A 15,656-nucleotide genomic window follows, 5' to 3' on the forward strand; every position below is an offset into this window, starting at 1 on the left:
GCCGGCGGTGCCGGGTGACCGTCCTGAGCGTCCGGGCGCTGAACCGTGCGACGCTGGCGCGGCAGCTGCTGCTCGAACGCGCCGAGATGCCGGTCCATGACGCCGTCGCGCACCTGTGCGGGTTGCAGGCGCAGGAGCCGCAGGAACCGTTCACCGGGCTCTGGTCGCGCCTGCGCGCGTTCGGCCCGGCGGTGCTCTCGGACCTGCTGGTCCGGCGGCGCGTGGTGCGGACCCACCTCATGCGGCGCACCGTCCACCTCCTCACCGCCGAGGACGTCCTGGCCTGGCGGGCCCGCCACGACGCCATGCTGCGGCAGCGGGTCCTCGGGACCTACCGCCGCGAGCTGGACGGGGTGGATCTGGAGGAGCTCGCGGCGGCGGGCCGGGCGGTGATGGCCGACGGCGAGTCCCGTTCGATGGCCGAGCTCGTGCGGGCGGTGGCCGGGGACCTGCCGGCGCCGCAGCGGCGGGCGCTGGGCGAGCTGCTGGTCGGCGCGCTGGTCCCGATGGTGCAGGCGCCGCCGCGCGGGCTGTGGCGGGAGCGGTCGGGCGTGCGCAACGTGCTGCTGTCCTCGTGGCTGGGCCGCGAGGCCGACCCGCCGGCCCCGGAAGGCTCCCACCCGGAGAGCGCCGACCCGGCGGGCGAGGCGCTGGTGCGCCGCTACCTGGCCGCGTACGGGCCGGCGGCCACGGCCGATCTGCGGGCCTGGTGCGGCCTGACCGGGCTGCCGGGCGCGGTGGCCGCGATCCGCGGGGAGCTGGTCGCCTTCCGCGACGAGCGGGGCCGGGAGCTGCTGGATCTGCCCGGCGCGCCCCGTCCCGATCCCGAAACGCCGGCGCCGGTGCGCTTCCTGCCGGCGTTCGACAACGCGATCCTCGGCTATCACGACCGGCGCCGGATCATCGATGACGTCCACCGCGGCCTGTCGGTCACCGGGGCCCGCGTCGTGCTGGTGGACGGGCGGGTCGCCGCCACGTGGGACGTCAGGGACGGCACCGTGTCGGTCACGCCGCTGCGCCGCTTCTCCCGGGCCGACCGCGAGGCCGTCGCCGAGGAGGGGCGGGAGCTGGCGTCGTTCCTGTCGGACGGGGCCGGTGAGCGTGTGCACGTCGCCGCCTCGCCCCGCTGAGTGCCGCCCTCGGCGGCGGGCGGGCCCTTCGCCGGGAGCGCGGTGCAGAGCGGCGCCAAGGGCGCGACCGCTCGCGGCGCGGCGCAGGGCCCCGGGCGCCGGTCGAGCGCGGGCGGTGGCCGGGCGTCGGCCGCCGATGGCCGTGGTGCCTGGTCGTTCGGTCACCGTGGGGGCTCCTTCGCCGCGTGCGGCTGACCATCCCCGTGTGCGAGGACCCCGCGGAGCCGTTGGGACGGGGCCCGGGCGGTCGTACGCTGGGGTGGCGGAACAGTGGCGGAAGTCGGCGGGGCGGGAGTCGGCATGAGCGATGCGCGGGCGGGGTGGGTGTCGTCGAGTCCGCGGGCGGAGCGGGCGCGGCGCGCGGCGGAGGTGCTGCGCCGCGACATCGCGGGCGGGACCTTCGCGGACGGCCCGCTGCCCGACGAGCGGGTGCTCGGGGCCCGGCTCGGCGTGTCCCGCAACGCGGTCCGGGACGCGCTGGCGCTGCTGCGGGACGAGGGGCTGATCACCCGGCGGCGGGGCGTGGGGACGATGGTGGTGGCTCCCCGGTACGGGCACGGCCTGGACCGGCTGGAGGGGCTGGCCGAGACCCTGGCGGGGCATGGCGCGGTCACCAACGAGGTCCGCGCGGCCGGCCGCGTCGCCGACCCGCCGGGCGGGGTGGCCGCGCGGCTGGGGCTGGCGCCGGGCGAGGGCGCGGTGCGCATCGAGCGGCTGCGGCGGCTGGAGAGGGAGCCGCTGTCGCTGGACGTCAGCTACCTGCCCGCGGACGTGGGCGCCGCGGTGCTGGGCCTGGACCTGGCGGGGCGCGACCTGTTCGCGCTGATCGAGGAGGTGGCCGGGCAACCGCTGGGGCGGGCGGAGGTGACGCTGGACGCGGTCGGCGCCGGACCGGGGCCGGCGGCGCTGCTGGGGGTGGCGGAGGGCGCGGCGGTGTTCGCGGTGGGCCGGCTGACCCGGCTCGCCGACGGCCGCCCGGTCGACTGCGAGGACATCCGGATCCGCGCGGACCGGCTCACCTTCCACGCGACCCTGTACCGGGGCGCCGCCGCGCGGCGGGAACCGGAGCCGTGACGGGGCTGGAGCCGGGGGTGCTGGCGGCGCTGGTGCTGCTGGGGCTGGCCGCCGGGGTGGGGATCACGGCGGTCGGGCCGGGCGGGGTGCTGGTCACGGCTGGGCTGTTCGCGCTGACGGGGCTGCCGCCGGCGCACGTGGCGGGGACGGCGATGGTGACCAATGTCGCGACCGGGGTGCTGGGGACGGCCGTCTACACCAGGTCGGGGCAGCTGCGGGAGCCGGGGACGCGGCGGACGGCGGCGCTGCTGTGCGGGGGCGCGGTGGCGGGGACGCCGCTGGGGGTGTGGCTGAACGGCCTGGTGACCGGGCGGGTGTTCGGCGTGCTGCTGGGGGTGCTGGTCGCGCTGTCCGCGGTGCTGGTGCTGTGCCGCCGCGGTGAGGGCTCGGGGTCGCCGGGTGCGGGGTGGCCGGTGGTGCCGGCGGCCGGGGCGGCGGTGGCGGCGGCGGGCGCGCTGTTCGGGGTCGGGGGGCCGATGCTGTGCGTCCCGCTGCTGGTGGCGCTCGGGTCGCCGGTGCTGGCGGCGCTGGCGGCCGCGCAGGCCCAGTCGGTGGTGATCGCCGGTGCCGGGACGCTGGGGTACGTCGCGGCGGGGGCGGTGGACTGGCCGCTGGCGGCGCTGGTGGGGGTGCCGGAGCTGGCGGGTGTGGTGGCGGGGTGGGCGATCGCGCGGGCGGTCCCGGCGGGGGCGCTGAAGGGCGCCCTGGTGGTGAGCCTGCTGGCGTTGGCGCCGTACGTGGCGCTGCACGGCTGACCGTCGCCCTCGGCCGTGGAGGCAAGGGCCCGCGGGCGGCGGGTCAGGGTCGGGCGCGCAGGCGGCGGAGCATGCGGGCGTCGGTGAAGCCGACGGCGCGGGCGGCGGCGTCGGCGGTGGCGCCCTGCCCGATGAGGTGCTCGGCGCGTTCGAGCCGCAGTTCCTGCTGGTAGCGCAGCGGGGTGAGGCCGGTCGCGGCGGCGAAGCGGCGGGTGAGGGTGCGCTCGCTGACGCCGGCCTCGGCGGCGAGGGCGGCCAGCGGAAGGGGGCGGGTGTAGCGGGCGTCGATGAGGTCCTGGGCGCGGTGGACGGTGTCGGACACGTGCGCGCGGTGCCGCAGGAGGGCGCTGGCCTGGGGTTCGTCGCCGTTGCGGCGCGCGTAGACGACCATCGTGCGGGCGATGCGCGCGGCGGCGGCGGGGCCGTGCCGGGCCGCGACCAGGTGCAGGGCGAGGTCGATGCCGGAGGCGATGCCGGCGGAGGTGATGACGCGGCCGTCGGTGACGTACAGGACGTCGCGGACGACGGTGGCGCGGGGGTGGCGGCGGGCGAGGGCGTCCTGGAGCTCGTGGTGGGTGGTGCAGCGGCGTCCGTCCAGGAGCCCGGCGTGGGCGAGGGCGAACGCGCCCGCGCAGACGCTGGCGACGGTGCCGCCGGCGGCGTGGTGGCCGGCCAGGCGGCGCGCGGCGTGGCCGGAGACCGGCGGGGCGTGGGGGCGGCCGGTGCCCCAGCGCCATCCGGGGACCAGGACGATGTCGTCGGCGGTCAGGGCGGGCCAGGCGGTGGAGGCCTGCAGCGCGATGCCCTGGGCGGTCGGCACGTGTTCGGGGGGCGCGGGTTCGGGCGGGTGGTCCGGCTCGTCCCCGGAGCGGGGCCGGTCGGCGACGTAGGCGAGCCGGTAGGGCAGGCCGGCGCCGGCGGCGGTGGAGAACACCTGGGCGGGGCCGGCGAGGTCGAGCAGGTGCAGTCCGGGGACGAGCAGGAAGGCGATGCGTGTCACGATCCGGTCAGCCTACCGGGGCCGCTCAGCCCACCGGGGCCGGGGAGCCGCCGGCGGGGGCGAGGTCGTCGAGGGAGGCGATGGCGGCGAACCGTCCGGCCAGAGCGTACTCGGTGCGGGCGATGACCTGGTCGGCGGGCAGCGTGGCGGGGTCGGCGAGGATCTCGGCGAGGGGGCGACCGGGCGTGGCGTCGCGGTGGGCGATGGGGAAGGTGGCGGTGGCGTCGGTGACGAAGGTGACGCGGTAGCCGAGGTCGGCGGCCAGGCGGGCGGTGGTCTCGCAGCACTGCTCGGTCTGGATGCCGCAGACGGTGACCTCGCCGATGCCGCGGGAGGTCAGCAGCTGCTGCAGGTTGGTGGTGGTGAAGGCGTTGCGGGAGGTCTTGGTCAGGACCGGTTCCCCGGGGGCGGGCCGCAGGCCGTCCATGAGGCGGACGTGGCCGAGGGCGGGGTCGAACACCCCACCGCTGCCGGGTTCGGCGTGCAGGATCCACACGACCAGGTCGCCCGCGGCGCGGGCGGCGTCGGCCAGGCGGGCGGCGCGGGCGGCGATGTCGGGGGTCGAGACCGCGGCCCAGAGGGGGCGGTGGCGGAAGGACTCCTGGACGTCGATGACGAGAAGCGCTCGGTTCATGCGTCCGATGCTGGCGGGGGGCCGCGCCGAGGGGCAGGCATCATCGCGGCGCCGTGCGGAACGATCCGGTCACCGCGGGACCGCCCGCCGTAAAGGATCTTGCCCGGGGGCGGGAGGGGGCGTTCCGGACGGGCATCTGCCCGGGGTCAGGGGTCTGCGCGAGCGAGGGGGCACGGGCATGGGCGGAGATGAGCCGGTCGGGGACGGCCGCGCGCCGGACGCCGGGACGGCGGGCGGGAGCCTCGGGGTGGAGGAGGAGTTCCTGCTGGTGGACGCGGAGTCGGGAGAGTGCGTCGGGCGCGCCGAGGAGGTCTTGCGCGCGGCGGGCCCGCACCGGTGGGCGGGAACGGGCGGCTCGTTCCAGGGCGAGCTGCTGGCCTCGCAGGTGGAGGCGACGACCGGGGTGTGCCATGACCTGGCGGGCCTGCGGGCGCAGCTGCGGTACGGGCGGGCGCGGCTGGCGGAGGCGGCGCGGGAGTGCGGCGCGCTGCTGGTGTCGGCGGGGACGCCGGTGCTGGGCGGCCCTGCGCCGCCGATCGCGCGGGGGGAGCGGTTCGGCGCGATCGTGGCGGCCTACGGGGAGGTGGTGCGCGACTACCAGGCGTGCGGGTGCCATGTGCACGTCGGGGTCCCGGACCGGGACACCGCGGTGGCGGTGGTGAACCATCTGCGGCCGTGGCTGCCGGTCCTGATGGCGCTGTCGGTGAACTCGGCGTTCGACCGGGGCCGCGCGGCGGGGTATCCGGGCCGCCGGCAGGTGGAGATGTCGCGGTTCCCGGGGGCGGGGGTGCCGCCGTGGTCGGCGTCGGCGGCCGAGTACGACGCGCGGGTGGCGGCGCTGGTGGAGGCGGGGGCGCTGGTGGACGCGGCGATGACGTTCTGGCTGGCGCGGCCGTCGCCGCGGTGGCCGACGGTGGAGGTGCGTGCGGCGGACGCGGCGGCCACCGCCGACGAGGCGCTGCTGCAGGCCGCGCTGGTGCGGGGGCTGGTCGGCGCGGCGCTGGACGACCTGGCGCAGGGGCGGGAGGCGCCGCGGGCGGACGGGCAGGTGTGCGCGGCGGCGCTGTGGAACGCGTCACGGCACGGCATGGACGGCCCGATGGTGGACCCGGTGGCGGGGCGGAGCGTCCCGGCGTGGCGGCGGGTGGACGATCTGGTGGCCCGCGCGGGCCCGGCGCTGGCGCGCTCGGGTGACCTCGACACGGTGCTGGCGCTGGTGGAGGGCGTGCGCAGGGCCGGGACGGGCGCGGAGCGGCAGCGCCGTGCAGCCCGCCGGGGCGGCCCGCGCGCGGTGGTGGAGATGCTGGCGCGGCAGACCGAGTCCGGTGGGCTGGCGGGCGCGGGCACCGGCTCGGACGGGCCGGGCGGGCCCGCGGAGGGGCCCGGTGCGACATCAGGGGAGAAACCGTGCGTATGGGACGCGGGTGAGCGGGTACCGGAGCCGGACGCCCCCTGATGACGGAGGAGACATGAGCGTTCAGCAGGACCTGCCGCCCGCACGGCGGCCCGCCGGCGACCCGCTGATGCCGGAGCCGCGCGGGCCGCTGTCGCGCGCCGTCGCGGCCGCCCTGGAATCGGGCCCGGCCCCGGGCCCGGGCTTACACGCGCCGGCGCCGCCGCTTGCGATCGCCGGGGTGCCGGGCGCCGAGGTGGCGGGCGCGGACCCCTACGGGGAGGACCTGCAGCTGGCGCTGCACCTGTGCTACGAGCTGCACTACCGGGGGTTCGCCGGTGTGGATCCGGACTGGGAGTGGGATCCGGGGCTGCTGCGGTTGCGCGGCGCGATGGAGGCGGGGTTCCTGGCGGCGCTGCGCCGTGACGTGCCCGGTGGCGGCGACGTGGTGGAGGCGCTGGAGGATCTGCTGGTGGAGCCGGTGGACGCGCGCGGCGTGTCCCAGCACCTGCGCGACGAGGGCGAGTGGTGGCAGCTGCTCGAGCACGCGGCGCTGCGGTCGGTATACCACCTGAAGGAGGCCGATCCGCACGCGTGGGTGATCCCGCGGCTGCGGGGCGGGGTCAAGACGGCACTGGTCGCGGTGGAGAACGACGAGTTCGGCGGCGGCCGCCCGCGGATGATCCATCAGGGCCTGTACGCCGATCTGCTGGACGACCTCGGCCTGGACCCCTCCTACGGCGCGTACGTGGACGCGGCTCCGGCGGTGATGCTGGCGACGGTGAACATGATGTCGCTGTTCGGGCTCCGGCGGTCGCTGCGGGCCGCGCTGGTGGGGCATTTCGCCGCGGCGGAGATCACCACGGCGCCGTCGGCGCGGCGGATGGTGCGGGCGCTGGAGCGGCTGGGCGCCGGGCCGCGGGCCCGGTTCTTCTACACCGAGCACGTCGAGGCCGACGCCGTCCACGAGCAGGTGCTGCGGCACGAGGTGGTCGGCGGGCTGCTGGAGTCCGAGCCGGGCCTGGCGGGGGACGTGGTGCTGGGGGTCCGGGCGACCGGGCTGCTGGAGGACCGGCTGGGCGCGCATCTGCTGGACCGGTGGCGGCAGGGGCGGTCGGCGCTGCGGCGCCCGCTGCCGGGCTGGCTGCCGGGCTCGCCCGCGGGGCTGCGGGCCGCTGGGTGAAGGGGGACGGGTGAAGGGGGGACGGGGAATGCTGCTGTTCAGGCCGCCGGGGGTGTACCGGCCGCAGTCCGACACCTCGCTGCTGGCGGGGGAGCTGCTGCGGGCGCTCGGCCAGGTGGGGGCGCCGCCGGGCGCGCGGGTGCTGGAGCTCGGCACCGGGACGGGCGCGGTGGCGCTGGCCGCGGCGCGGGCGGGCTGCCGGGTGGTGGCGGTGGACGTGTCCGCGCAGGCGGTGCTGGCGGCGCGGGTGAACGCGCGGATGCGGGGCCTGCCGGTGCGGGTGCTGCGCGGGGACCTGTTCGCGCCGGTGGCGGGCGAGGAGTTCGACGTGATCGTGGCCAACCCCCCGTACGTGGCGGGGGACGCCGACCCGGCGTCGGTGCGGGGCCGGGCGCGGGCGTGGGAGGCGGGGCCGGACGGGCGGGCGCTGCTGGACCGGATCTGCGCCGGCGCGCCGGGGCACCTGAGCCCGTCGGGGACCCTGCTGATGGTGCACTCGTCGCTGAACGGGGTGGCGGCCACGCTGGTGGCGCTGCGCGGCGCGGGCATGCGGGCGTCGGTGGTGGCGCGGCACCGTGAGCCGTTCGGCCCGGTGATGCGGCGCCGCGCGGCCGCCTTGCGGGCGCGCGGCCTGGTGGATCCGGACCAGCGGTATGAGGAGCTGGTGGTGGTGCGCGCCGCCCGGATCGAGGAGGGGAGGGGACGTGACAGCGCCCGGCGGGCCGCCTGACACCGCGCCCGGAGCCGTGCCCGCGGGGGCGGGGGAGCGGCGACGGGTGCGGATGGTGCCGGGCGGGCCGGTGCTGGTGGAGGGCCCGGTCGAGGTCGTGCTGGAGGACGGCACGACGGTGGTGTCGGACCGGTGGCTGGTGGCGCTGTGCGCGTGCCGCCGCAGCCGCGCCTACCCGTTCTGCGACACCAGCCACCGGCGCCGCCGCCGCGAGTGATGATCCCCCATGGCCGCCTGGGCGCCCCTGCCCCGCGGCCCGCCGAGCCAGATCGCGGGGCAGGGCCGTTCATGCCGGAGTGCGAAGAGGCGCGGAAGTCAGCCGCCTAGGCTGTCGAGGGCGACGTCCAGGCGCTGGGCGAGGCGTTCGATCTGCTCCTCGTTGGCGCCGGTGTCGAGTTCGGCGATGACGGCGTCCCGCGTGGTGATGACCAGGGCGTCCTCGGGGCCGTCGCCGCGGCCGGGGTCGGCGGGGACGACGGTGGCCTCCCCGCCGATGACGACGAGCGCGGCGCCGCGGTCGGCGGAGGCCAGCAGGGCGTACAGGTGGTCGGGTGTGATCGTCGGCATGGGGTGACCTCCGGGTCGGGGCCGCGGCGTGTGGGCCGGTGGCGTCAGGGCTTCGTATCGGGTTCGCGGGGTCAGGGTGTCCGGGTGTCAGGGTTTGCGGCCGACGCCGGTGCTGAACTCGCGGGCGCGCATCGGCCCGCCGGTCCCGGGGGACAGCGGCGGGGTGTCGCGGCCGGCGCCGGTGCGCAGGCCCTCCAGGAACTCGGTGATGGCCTCGCGGGCGGTGTGCCGGGGCGTCCAGCCGAGTTCGGTGCGGGCCCGCGCGGTGTCCATGAGCGGGATCTGCAGGGCCAGGTCGAACAGGCCGGGTGAGGCGGGGACCAGGTGCAGGCCCCAGGCGGCGGCGAGGGCGGCCCGCACGCCGCGGGCGGGCAGCCGCACGGTGCGGGCGCCGAGGAGGCCGGCGAGCTCGGCGGCGTCCAGGACGGGGTCGGCGGCGATGTTGAAGGGGCCGCGGGCGTCGCCGGTGGCGGCCAGGCGGAACGCCTGCCCGGCGTCGGCGGAGTGCAGGACCTGCAGGCGGAGGCCGGGCAGGTCCGGGACGATGGGGATGAGACCGGGGCGTGCGAGCCTGCCGGGCAGCAGCGGCCCGGCGAACAGGCGCCGCTGCTGGGCGGCGCTCTGGCGTTCGAAGATGAACCCGGGCCGGATCCGCGCGACGCGGCAGCTGGGGTTGGCGGCCTCGAAGGCGTCCAGGAGCCGTTCGACGTAGGCCTTCTCGCGGCTGTAGGCGGCGCCGGGCCAGCCGTGGGTGGGCCAGGACTCGCCGACCGGGCGGTCCTTGGGGCCGGGGGAGTAGGCGCCGACCGAGGAGGAGTACACCAGCGCGGGCACGCCGGCCTCGGCGGCGGCGTCGAACACCCGGGCGCTGCCGATGACGTTGGCGTCCCAGGTCACCGCGGGGCGGTGCGTGGGCTGGAACAGCCAGGCCAGGTGGATCACGACGTCGGCGCCGCGCAGGAGCGGGACCAGGTCGGTGTCGGTGACGTCGGCCTCGGCCCACTGGAGCCTGCCGGTGCCGGACGGGTCGGTCTCGCTTTCGGCGCCGGGTCCGGGCGGGCGGCGGGCCAGTCCGGTGACGGCGGTGACGGCCGGGTCCTGCGTGAGCGCGCGGATGGTGCTGGTCCCGATGTTGCCGGTGGCGCCGGTGACGACGACGCGCATGGCGATCTCCCCCTCGTCGGCGGTTCCCGCGGGATTCCCGCAGGTGGACGGCCCCATTCCCGTCCCGTGCCGTTCTATGCCCGCGCCGGCTCCGCGAAGCCGGGCGCGCCGGGGCCGGCGGGGTTCAGGTGCGCTGGCGGGCGCGGAACGCGGCGGCCTTGGCGCGGTTGCCGCATTCGCGCATGTCGCACCAGCGGCGGGTGCCGCGGCGGGAGGTGTCGAGGTACAGGCGGGTGCAGGTGCCCGATCCGCATTCCTTGAGGGTGCCGGGGACGGCTCCGCCGAGCAGGTCGATCGCGGCGCGGGCGACCTGGGACAGGGCCGCGCGGACGTCCCCGGCGCGGTGCACGGGGTCGCCGGCGGCGCCGGGGCCGGGGAGGGAGGGGACGGGGGGCGGCGGTGCGGCGGCGGCGTTGATCGTGGCGCGGTCGTCGTCGGCGGGGGGTTCGCCGCGGATGGCCGCGACGGCGGCGCGGAAGATCGCCTCGCGCAGCGCGACGGCGCGGTCCAGGTCGCCGGGCCGCAGGGCGGGGGTGCCGGTGACCAGGCCGGCGGCGGTCGTCCAGGCGAGCAGGTCGGCGGGGTCGCGCAGCAGTTCGCGGCGGTCGTGCCGGCGGTGCTGGAGGGTGCCGGCGAAGTCGAGGGCGAGGTTGCCGCTGACGAACCTGAACGTCATCCCCCCATCATAACCGGCTTGACAGGTTACGTGGCCGGGACCCAGACTCAGTAACCGTCTTGACCGGTTACCAAGGGGGGTCCGATGGCCGTGGACACCGGGCGGGTGAACACCGGGCGGCGGGACGCCGGTACCGGCTCGCCCACCGCGAACCACGCGGGACACGCCGCCGTCCCGGCCCCGCCCGTCTCCGGCGGGCGGGCGGTGCGGGCCGTCCCGGCGGTGTTCGTGCTGCTGTGGAGCAGCGCGTTCATCGCCGGGGTCGTCGGAGTGGACGCGGCCCCGCCGCTGCTGCTGCTGTTCGCCCGGTTCGGGCTGGCGGGGCTGCTGCTGGCGGCGTTCGCGGTCGCCGTCCGGGCGCCCTGGCCGCGCGGCCGGGCGCTGGCGCACGTGGCGGTGAGCGGGCTGCTGATCCAGGCCGTCCAGTTCGGCGCCCTCTACACCGCCATGGACATGGGCCTGCCCGCCGCGGTCGTCGCGCTCGTCCAGGGACTGAACCCGGTGGTGATCGCGGCGCTGTCGGCGCTGCTGCCTGGGCAGCGGGTCACCGCCCGCCAGTGGGCGGGGTTCGCGCTCGGCGGCGCCGGGGTCGTGCTGGCCGTCGCCGGCCGCCTGGCGTTCTCACCGCTCGGGGTGGCGCTGTGCGCGGCGGGCCTGCTCGGCCTGAGCCTGGGCACCCTCTACCAGCAGCGGTTCGTCCCGGCCATGGACGTCCGGACGGGCACCGCCGCGCAGTTCCTCACCGCCGCCGTCCCGCTCGGCGCGCTGTCGCTGCTGACCGAGGCGCCGCGGGTGGCGCACTGGGCGCCGTTCGGCGCCGCGCTCGGCTGGATGGTGCTGGTCAACTCCATCGGCGCGTTCGTGCTGCTGAACCTGATGCTGCGGCGCGCCCCGGCGGCCCGGGTCGCCACCCTGTTCTTCCTGATCCCCTCGGTCACCGCGGTCATGGCGTGGCTGACGGTCGGGCAGTCGCTGAACGCCATGGCCGTGGCGGGCCTGCTGCTGGGCGGCGCCGGGGTCGCCCTGGCCGCCCGCCGCTGACCGGGGAACGCCCTCTCACGGCCCGGGCCGCGCCTCCTTCCCTTGTGCACGGGCGTCGCCGGTGCCGGGCCGGCGCGCGCGGGGCGCCGCCGGGGCGCCTTCGGCCCGGGCGGGGACGGCCGTCGCCGGCGTGGTGAGGTGGCGGGAGGCCGTGCGGGTATGGCCCGCCGGGTTGCCGCGCCATCGCGCCCGCGGAGGGACCTGCTCGCCCTTCATGAGGAAGGAGTCGGCGTCGAGCGTCGCCCCCTGCCCCATCGTCACGCCGTAGTGCACGAAGGATTCGACGCCCAGGGTGCAGCCGGCGCCGAGTGTGGTCCGGTCGGACTTGAAGACGCCCTCCTCCAGCGAATGGCACTGGATCACGCTGCCGGCGTTGAGCGTGGCGTCGTCCCCGATGGTGACCAGCGTCTTCTCCGGCACCGCGCAGCCGTCGTCGAAGACCCGGTGGCCGATGCGGACACCGAGCAGGCGCCAGATGAGGTTCTTGAACGGGGTTCCGCTGAACGGTGCCGGCGCGCCCAGCTTCCACAGGCGTTCATGCCACCGGAAGTACGGATCGTAGATCGAGCACAGCTGGGGGCTGAGCGGACGGAACCGCGTGACGGCACGCTCGACCAGCACGGCGTAGCCGACACCGAACAGCAGGGTGGCCAGGACCGCCGCGACGATCCCCAGCGCCCGCCGGCCCTGGGACACCTCCTCGGCGAGCAGCCACAGCGTGATCACCACGGCGGACCCGAACCACTTCACCAGCAGGAACAGGCCCATGGTGGCGAGGTTGTGGCGGTTCTTGGCGGCCAGGCGACGGTGGAACTCCCCGGTCTTGTCCAGGGTCTTGTCCAGGTGTGCGGGCCCGTGGTCGCGCCGCACCGACCGGGGGATCTCGAAGCAGGGCGAGCCCAGCAGCCCGACGTTCTCCCGCAGCCGCCCGCCGACGGGGACCGCGACCTTCGTGCCGAGCAGGACGTTGTCGCCGACGCGGGCCCCGGCGGGGAAGGCGATGGCGTTGCCGAGGAAGTTGCGCGCCCCGATCGTCACCAGCGACACCCGGAAGGACGTGCTGGAGAAGTCGGCGTTCATGATCGACAGCCCGTCGGAGACCATCGTGCCGCTTCCCACCGTGGTCAGGTAGGGCGAATGGTGGCTCAGCTCGGTGCCGAAGTTCGTGCCGGTCTGCACGATCGGCCGCGCGAAGCGGTACCCCAGGGCGCGCAGGTAGGGGACGATGTAGGAGCTGTCGCCGAACAGGTCGGTGTAGAACTTCGCGTTCGTCGCGCGCTTGATCGCCGTTTGGGCCCAGTAGTGGATCCCGTAGAGCGGATAGACCCGGTCCCGCCTGACCAGGAGGGTGAGAAGGCGCGGGACGGTCACCACCACCAGCAGTCCGGTGAGAGCGCCGCCGAAGAACAGCACGGTGGACAGCAGCAGGGCGTCCAGGTAGAACCCCGGGCTGCCGAGCCCTTCCGGGTGCGGGCCCAGCACCTCGTCGAGCACCGGGAACCGCGTGAAGAGCACGGTCAAGACCATGGCCGCCAGTGGCAGGGAGACCGCGAGCAGGACGAACAGCTGGGTGAATGCGTAGGCGAATCTCCTCAAGGTGCCGCAGCGTGCCGGGGGAACCGGCATGTAGTCGGCGTCGGTACGCCGGGCCGGGCATCCGTGCCAGCGTTCGTCCTCCGGCACGCTCTGGGAGGCGTGCAGGGACGAGGCGTGCCCGAGCTGGGACCGGTCGCCCATGGAGGTGTCGATGTCCAGGACGGTCTGGTCGCCGACGAAGACGTCGTCGCCGAGGGTGATCGTGCCGGTCCGGATGACGCCCGCGTCGGCGCGGTATCCGGACATCGCGCAGTTCTCCCTGATGATCGTCCCGGCGCCGATCCTGAGCAGATCGGTGCACAGCGGCGTCCTGGAGAAGATCACGGCCCCCTTGCCGATCTTCGCTCCCAGCATCCTGAGGTGCCAGGCGTAGAGCGGTGATCCGGTGAAGAGCGCCATGGGGCTGGCCCGTACCAGCGTCTTGACCGTCCAGAAGCGCACGTACGACAGGCTCCACACGCGGATCTCCCGGGGCTTCCAGCGTCCTATGAGCGCCCACTTCGCCAGGATCGGCAGGACGCACAGGTACCCGTAGACCGCACAGCCGTAGACCAGCCCCCGCCGGTAGAGGTCGAGCGGTCCGCCCGCATGGGCCACCCACCGGTACCCGAGGGCGACCTGGGCACCGAGGTAGACGATCCCGAGGAACAGCAGCAACTGCAGGAGGCCGCACAGCACGTACTCCACCGTGCGCCCCGGTGCCTTCGCCGTCGCCGGGACCGGCGCCGCCACGTACGGCTGTTCTGGCGGCTGTCGTGGCGGCTGTCGTGGTGGTGGTTGGGCGGGCGCGGGGGCCGTGGCGTCCATCATCGCGGCCAGGTCCCTGATCGTCGGGTTCTGGTAGATGTCGGCCATCGACAGTGCCGTCAGGTCCGTCCGCTCCCGCAGCGAGGCGCAGAAGCGGGCCATCACCAGCGAATCGGCGCCCAGGTCGTCGAAGAAGTGGGCGTCGGCCGGCGCGCCTTCCAGCCGCATGAGATCGGCCAGCGCGTCGGCGAGCAGCCGCTCGGTGCCGCGGGCCGGGGCGGAGCCGCCGCCGGCGGGGGCGGCGAGGCCGCGCGGACCCCTCGGTGCGGGGAGCCTGCCGCGGTCGGCCTTGTCGCTCGGCAGCATCGGGATGGCGTCGAGCTCCTCGAAGTACGCCGGCACCATGTAGCGGGGCAGCCGCTCTCGCGCCCGCCGGTGCAGGCGTTCACGGTGGCCGGCGCCGTCCCCGTCGCATTCGCCTCGGCCGTTGCCGGACCGGCGGGTGTAGTACGCGACGAGTTCGACCACGCCCGGTTCTGGCTCGTGGACGCCGACCACCGTCTGCGCGATCCCCGGCACCTCCGACAGGACCGATTCGATCTCGGTCAGCTCGATGCGGTACCCGCGGATCTTGATCTGGGTGTCGATGCGACCGTGGTACTCCAGCTCGCCGTCGGCGTTGATCCGGCCCAGGTCCCCGGTGCGATAGATGCGGCCCGACGGGTTGTGCTCGATGCCGAGGAAATCGGGCACGAACCTGCTGCGGGTCAGGTCCTCGCGGTCGACGTACCCGGCGGCCAGCCCGACCCCCGCGATGCCGATCTCGCCCGGCCGGCCGGGCTCCAGGGCACGGTCCTCGGCCGGGTCCAGGACGACCACCGAGTAGGTGGGCAGCGGAACGCCGATGGTCACCGGCCGGTCGGGGTGGAGCGTCGTCCAGGTGGCGGTGACGGTGGTCTCGGTGGGCCCGTAGACGTTCAGAAATCTGCGTCCGGGTCGGTGCCATCGGGCGACCAGGTCCTGCGGGCACGCCTCACCGGACACCAGCAGGAAGCGCAGGCCGGGAAGGTCCTGGTCGAGCGTGGCCAGGAGCGTCGGGACACAGCACAGGGCCGAGACCCGCGCGTTTCGCAGGAAGTCGCTCAGCTCGGCGCCGACCAGCGCCGCCCCGCTCGGCCGGGGGACCAGGGTCGCACCCGCGACCAGGGGCACCCAGATCTCCTCGACGGAGAAGTCGAAGGCGATCGTCATGCCCTGGTACATGCGGTGCTCCGGCTCCACCCCGTAGACCTCGACCGCGACGCGGACGAAGTTGCAGACGGCGGCGTGCTGGATCGCCACGCCTTTGGGCCGTCCCGTCGAGCCGGAGGTGTAGATGATGTAGCACAGGTCGTCGGCCGGGGCGCCCTTCTCCGTGCTGGTGAGGCGGTGGCCGGGAAGGGCGGCGACCTGCGGCTCCGCCTCGTCCAGGCACACGACCTCCGCCTTGGCGGGCGACAGGTGTTCGCGCAGGTGCGAGAGCGACAGCACGGTCCGCACGCCCGCGTCCGCCGCGATGTAGGACAGCCGGTCGGGCGGGTAGCCGGGATCGAGCGGCACGTACACGGCGTTGATCTTCAGGGCGGCCAGCATGCCCGCGTAGGAGGGCGGGGCCCGGTCGAACAGCAGCCCGATCCGGTCGCCCGGGCGGATTCCCCGCGCCAGCAGGTGGCGGGCGAGCCGGTTGGCCCTCGCGTCGAGGTCGTCGTAGGTGAGGGCGGTGCCGTCGGCGTCGACGGCGGGATGGTCGTGGGAGCCCTGCGCCCGAAGCCGGTCGCACCGCTCCTCGAACAGGTGCTCCAGGCGCTCGCCCCGCTGCCAGCGCGTCCTGTGCTCGCGTCCCGCGCAGACCAGGACGCGGTCCGCGGTGACATGGCCGACCGCCTCGCCGAGGGTGGCCCGGCCCGTGCCGTTCGCCGCCATTCTC

14 protein-coding genes are annotated in these 15,656 nt (G+C 76.1%); 8 read left to right on the forward strand and 6 right to left on the reverse strand.

Annotated elements, in window-relative coordinates:
• Window positions 1–14 precede the first annotated feature (14 nt).
• The 3 genes from K8Z49_RS05800 to K8Z49_RS05810 all read left to right on the forward strand — a co-directional run bounded on the left by K8Z49_RS05800 (window position 15) and on the right by K8Z49_RS05810 (window position 2,959).
• On the forward strand, window positions 15–1,130 hold the full coding sequence (locus K8Z49_RS05800) for a winged helix DNA-binding domain-containing protein (protein ID WP_412517782.1): 1,116 nt from the start codon (window positions 15–17) through the stop codon (window positions 1,128–1,130).
• A 300-nt stretch (window positions 1,131–1,430) separates the two neighbouring features.
• The gene (locus K8Z49_RS05805) at window positions 1,431–2,204 is read left to right on the forward strand and encodes a GntR family transcriptional regulator (protein WP_412517783.1); all 774 of its coding nucleotides are present in this window, start codon (window positions 1,431–1,433) and stop codon (window positions 2,202–2,204) included.
• Window positions 2,201–2,959 (forward strand): sulfite exporter TauE/SafE family protein, encoded by a 759-nt coding sequence (locus K8Z49_RS05810; protein ID WP_412517784.1) that lies wholly within the window; start codon window positions 2,201–2,203, stop codon window positions 2,957–2,959. The genes K8Z49_RS05805 and K8Z49_RS05810 overlap by 4 nt, the downstream gene beginning before the upstream one ends.
• Window positions 2,960–3,002: 43 nt before the next feature.
• Here the strand turns inward: K8Z49_RS05810 and K8Z49_RS05815 are convergent, their stop codons facing one another.
• Together K8Z49_RS05815 and K8Z49_RS05820 are read right to left on the reverse strand one after the other, a co-directional pair.
• Complete coding sequence (locus tag K8Z49_RS05815; protein ID WP_021600032.1) at window positions 3,003–3,959, reverse strand: GlxA family transcriptional regulator; 957 nt, start codon at window positions 3,957–3,959, stop codon at window positions 3,003–3,005.
• Window positions 3,960–3,984: 25 nt separating this feature from the next.
• Window positions 3,985–4,593 (reverse strand): cysteine hydrolase family protein, encoded by a 609-nt coding sequence (locus K8Z49_RS05820; protein ID WP_412517785.1) that lies wholly within the window; start codon window positions 4,591–4,593, stop codon window positions 3,985–3,987.
• Between the two features lie 178 nt (window positions 4,594–4,771).
• On the opposite strand from K8Z49_RS05820, the gene K8Z49_RS05825 reads away from it, so the two are divergent.
• The 4 genes from K8Z49_RS05825 to K8Z49_RS05840 are packed head-to-tail and all read left to right on the forward strand — an operon-like array spanning window position 4,772 to window position 8,116.
• Complete coding sequence (locus K8Z49_RS05825; RefSeq protein ID WP_412517786.1) at window positions 4,772–6,049, forward strand: glutamate--cysteine ligase; 1,278 nt, start codon at window positions 4,772–4,774, stop codon at window positions 6,047–6,049.
• A 13-nt stretch (window positions 6,050–6,062) separates the two neighbouring features.
• On the forward strand, window positions 6,063–7,169 hold the full coding sequence (locus tag K8Z49_RS05830; RefSeq protein ID WP_412517787.1) for an iron-containing redox enzyme family protein: 1,107 nt from the start codon (window positions 6,063–6,065) through the stop codon (window positions 7,167–7,169).
• A gap of 28 nt (window positions 7,170–7,197) precedes the next feature.
• On the forward strand, window positions 7,198–7,899 hold the full coding sequence (locus tag K8Z49_RS05835) for a HemK2/MTQ2 family protein methyltransferase (protein WP_075022375.1): 702 nt from the start codon (window positions 7,198–7,200) through the stop codon (window positions 7,897–7,899).
• A 52-nt stretch (window positions 7,900–7,951) separates the two neighbouring features.
• Window positions 7,952–8,116: a CDGSH iron-sulfur domain-containing protein gene (locus K8Z49_RS05840; RefSeq protein ID WP_021600351.1), complete on the forward strand. Its 165-nt coding sequence runs from the start codon at window positions 7,952–7,954 to the stop codon at window positions 8,114–8,116.
• A 98-nt stretch (window positions 8,117–8,214) separates the two neighbouring features.
• Here K8Z49_RS05840 and K8Z49_RS05845 read toward each other — a convergent pair whose 3' ends face one another.
• From K8Z49_RS05845 to K8Z49_RS05855, 3 genes are all read right to left on the reverse strand, one after another.
• Window positions 8,215–8,466, reverse strand: a complete 252-nt coding sequence (locus K8Z49_RS05845) for a hypothetical protein (protein WP_021600350.1) — start codon at window positions 8,464–8,466, stop codon at window positions 8,215–8,217.
• An 87-nt stretch (window positions 8,467–8,553) separates the two neighbouring features.
• A complete protein-coding gene (locus K8Z49_RS05850; RefSeq protein ID WP_024936814.1) occupies window positions 8,554–9,630 on the reverse strand; it encodes an NAD-dependent epimerase/dehydratase family protein in 1,077 nt (358 codons plus the stop codon).
• Between the two features lie 124 nt (window positions 9,631–9,754).
• Entirely contained in the window at window positions 9,755–10,306 is a 552-nt protein-coding gene (locus tag K8Z49_RS05855; RefSeq protein ID WP_412517788.1) for a CGNR zinc finger domain-containing protein, read from the reverse strand.
• A gap of 84 nt (window positions 10,307–10,390) precedes the next feature.
• Between K8Z49_RS05855 and K8Z49_RS05860 the strand changes: the two genes are divergently transcribed.
• Window positions 10,391–11,347, forward strand: a complete 957-nt coding sequence (locus tag K8Z49_RS05860; protein ID WP_412517789.1) for a DMT family transporter — start codon at window positions 10,391–10,393, stop codon at window positions 11,345–11,347.
• Between the two features lie 15 nt (window positions 11,348–11,362).
• Here K8Z49_RS05860 and K8Z49_RS05865 read toward each other — a convergent pair whose 3' ends face one another.
• Entirely contained in the window at window positions 11,363–15,652 is a 4,290-nt protein-coding gene (locus K8Z49_RS05865; protein ID WP_412517790.1) for a Pls/PosA family non-ribosomal peptide synthetase, read from the reverse strand.
• Window positions 15,653–15,656: the final 4 nt, after the last annotated feature.

The sequence above is a fragment of the Actinomadura madurae genome, assembly GCF_047130825.1.
Taxonomy (GTDB): domain Bacteria; phylum Actinomycetota; class Actinomycetes; order Streptosporangiales; family Streptosporangiaceae; genus Spirillospora; species Spirillospora madurae.

Coding starts and splice junctions, on each gene's coding strand:
- K8Z49_RS05860 (WP_412517789.1), top strand. CDS start 10,391: ATGGCCGTGGACACCGGGCGGGTGAACACCGGGCGGCGGGACGCCGGT.
- K8Z49_RS05825 (WP_412517786.1), top strand. CDS start 4,772: ATGGGCGGAGATGAGCCGGTCGGGGACGGCCGCGCGCCGGACGCCGGG.
- K8Z49_RS05830 (WP_412517787.1), top strand. CDS start 6,063: ATGAGCGTTCAGCAGGACCTGCCGCCCGCACGGCGGCCCGCCGGCGAC.
- K8Z49_RS05835 (WP_075022375.1), top strand. CDS start 7,198: ATGCTGCTGTTCAGGCCGCCGGGGGTGTACCGGCCGCAGTCCGACACC.
- K8Z49_RS05855 (WP_412517788.1), bottom strand. CDS start 10,306: ATGACGTTCAGGTTCGTCAGCGGCAACCTCGCCCTCGACTTCGCCGGC.
- K8Z49_RS05820 (WP_412517785.1), bottom strand. CDS start 4,593: ATGAACCGAGCGCTTCTCGTCATCGACGTCCAGGAGTCCTTCCGCCAC.
- K8Z49_RS05845 (WP_021600350.1), bottom strand. CDS start 8,466: ATGCCGACGATCACACCCGACCACCTGTACGCCCTGCTGGCCTCCGCC.
- K8Z49_RS05840 (WP_021600351.1), top strand. CDS start 7,952: ATGGTGCCGGGCGGGCCGGTGCTGGTGGAGGGCCCGGTCGAGGTCGTG.
- K8Z49_RS05850 (WP_024936814.1), bottom strand. CDS start 9,630: ATGCGCGTCGTCGTCACCGGCGCCACCGGCAACATCGGGACCAGCACC.
- K8Z49_RS05805 (WP_412517783.1), top strand. CDS start 1,431: ATGAGCGATGCGCGGGCGGGGTGGGTGTCGTCGAGTCCGCGGGCGGAG.
- K8Z49_RS05865 (WP_412517790.1), bottom strand. CDS start 15,652: ATGGCGGCGAACGGCACGGGCCGGGCCACCCTCGGCGAGGCGGTCGGC.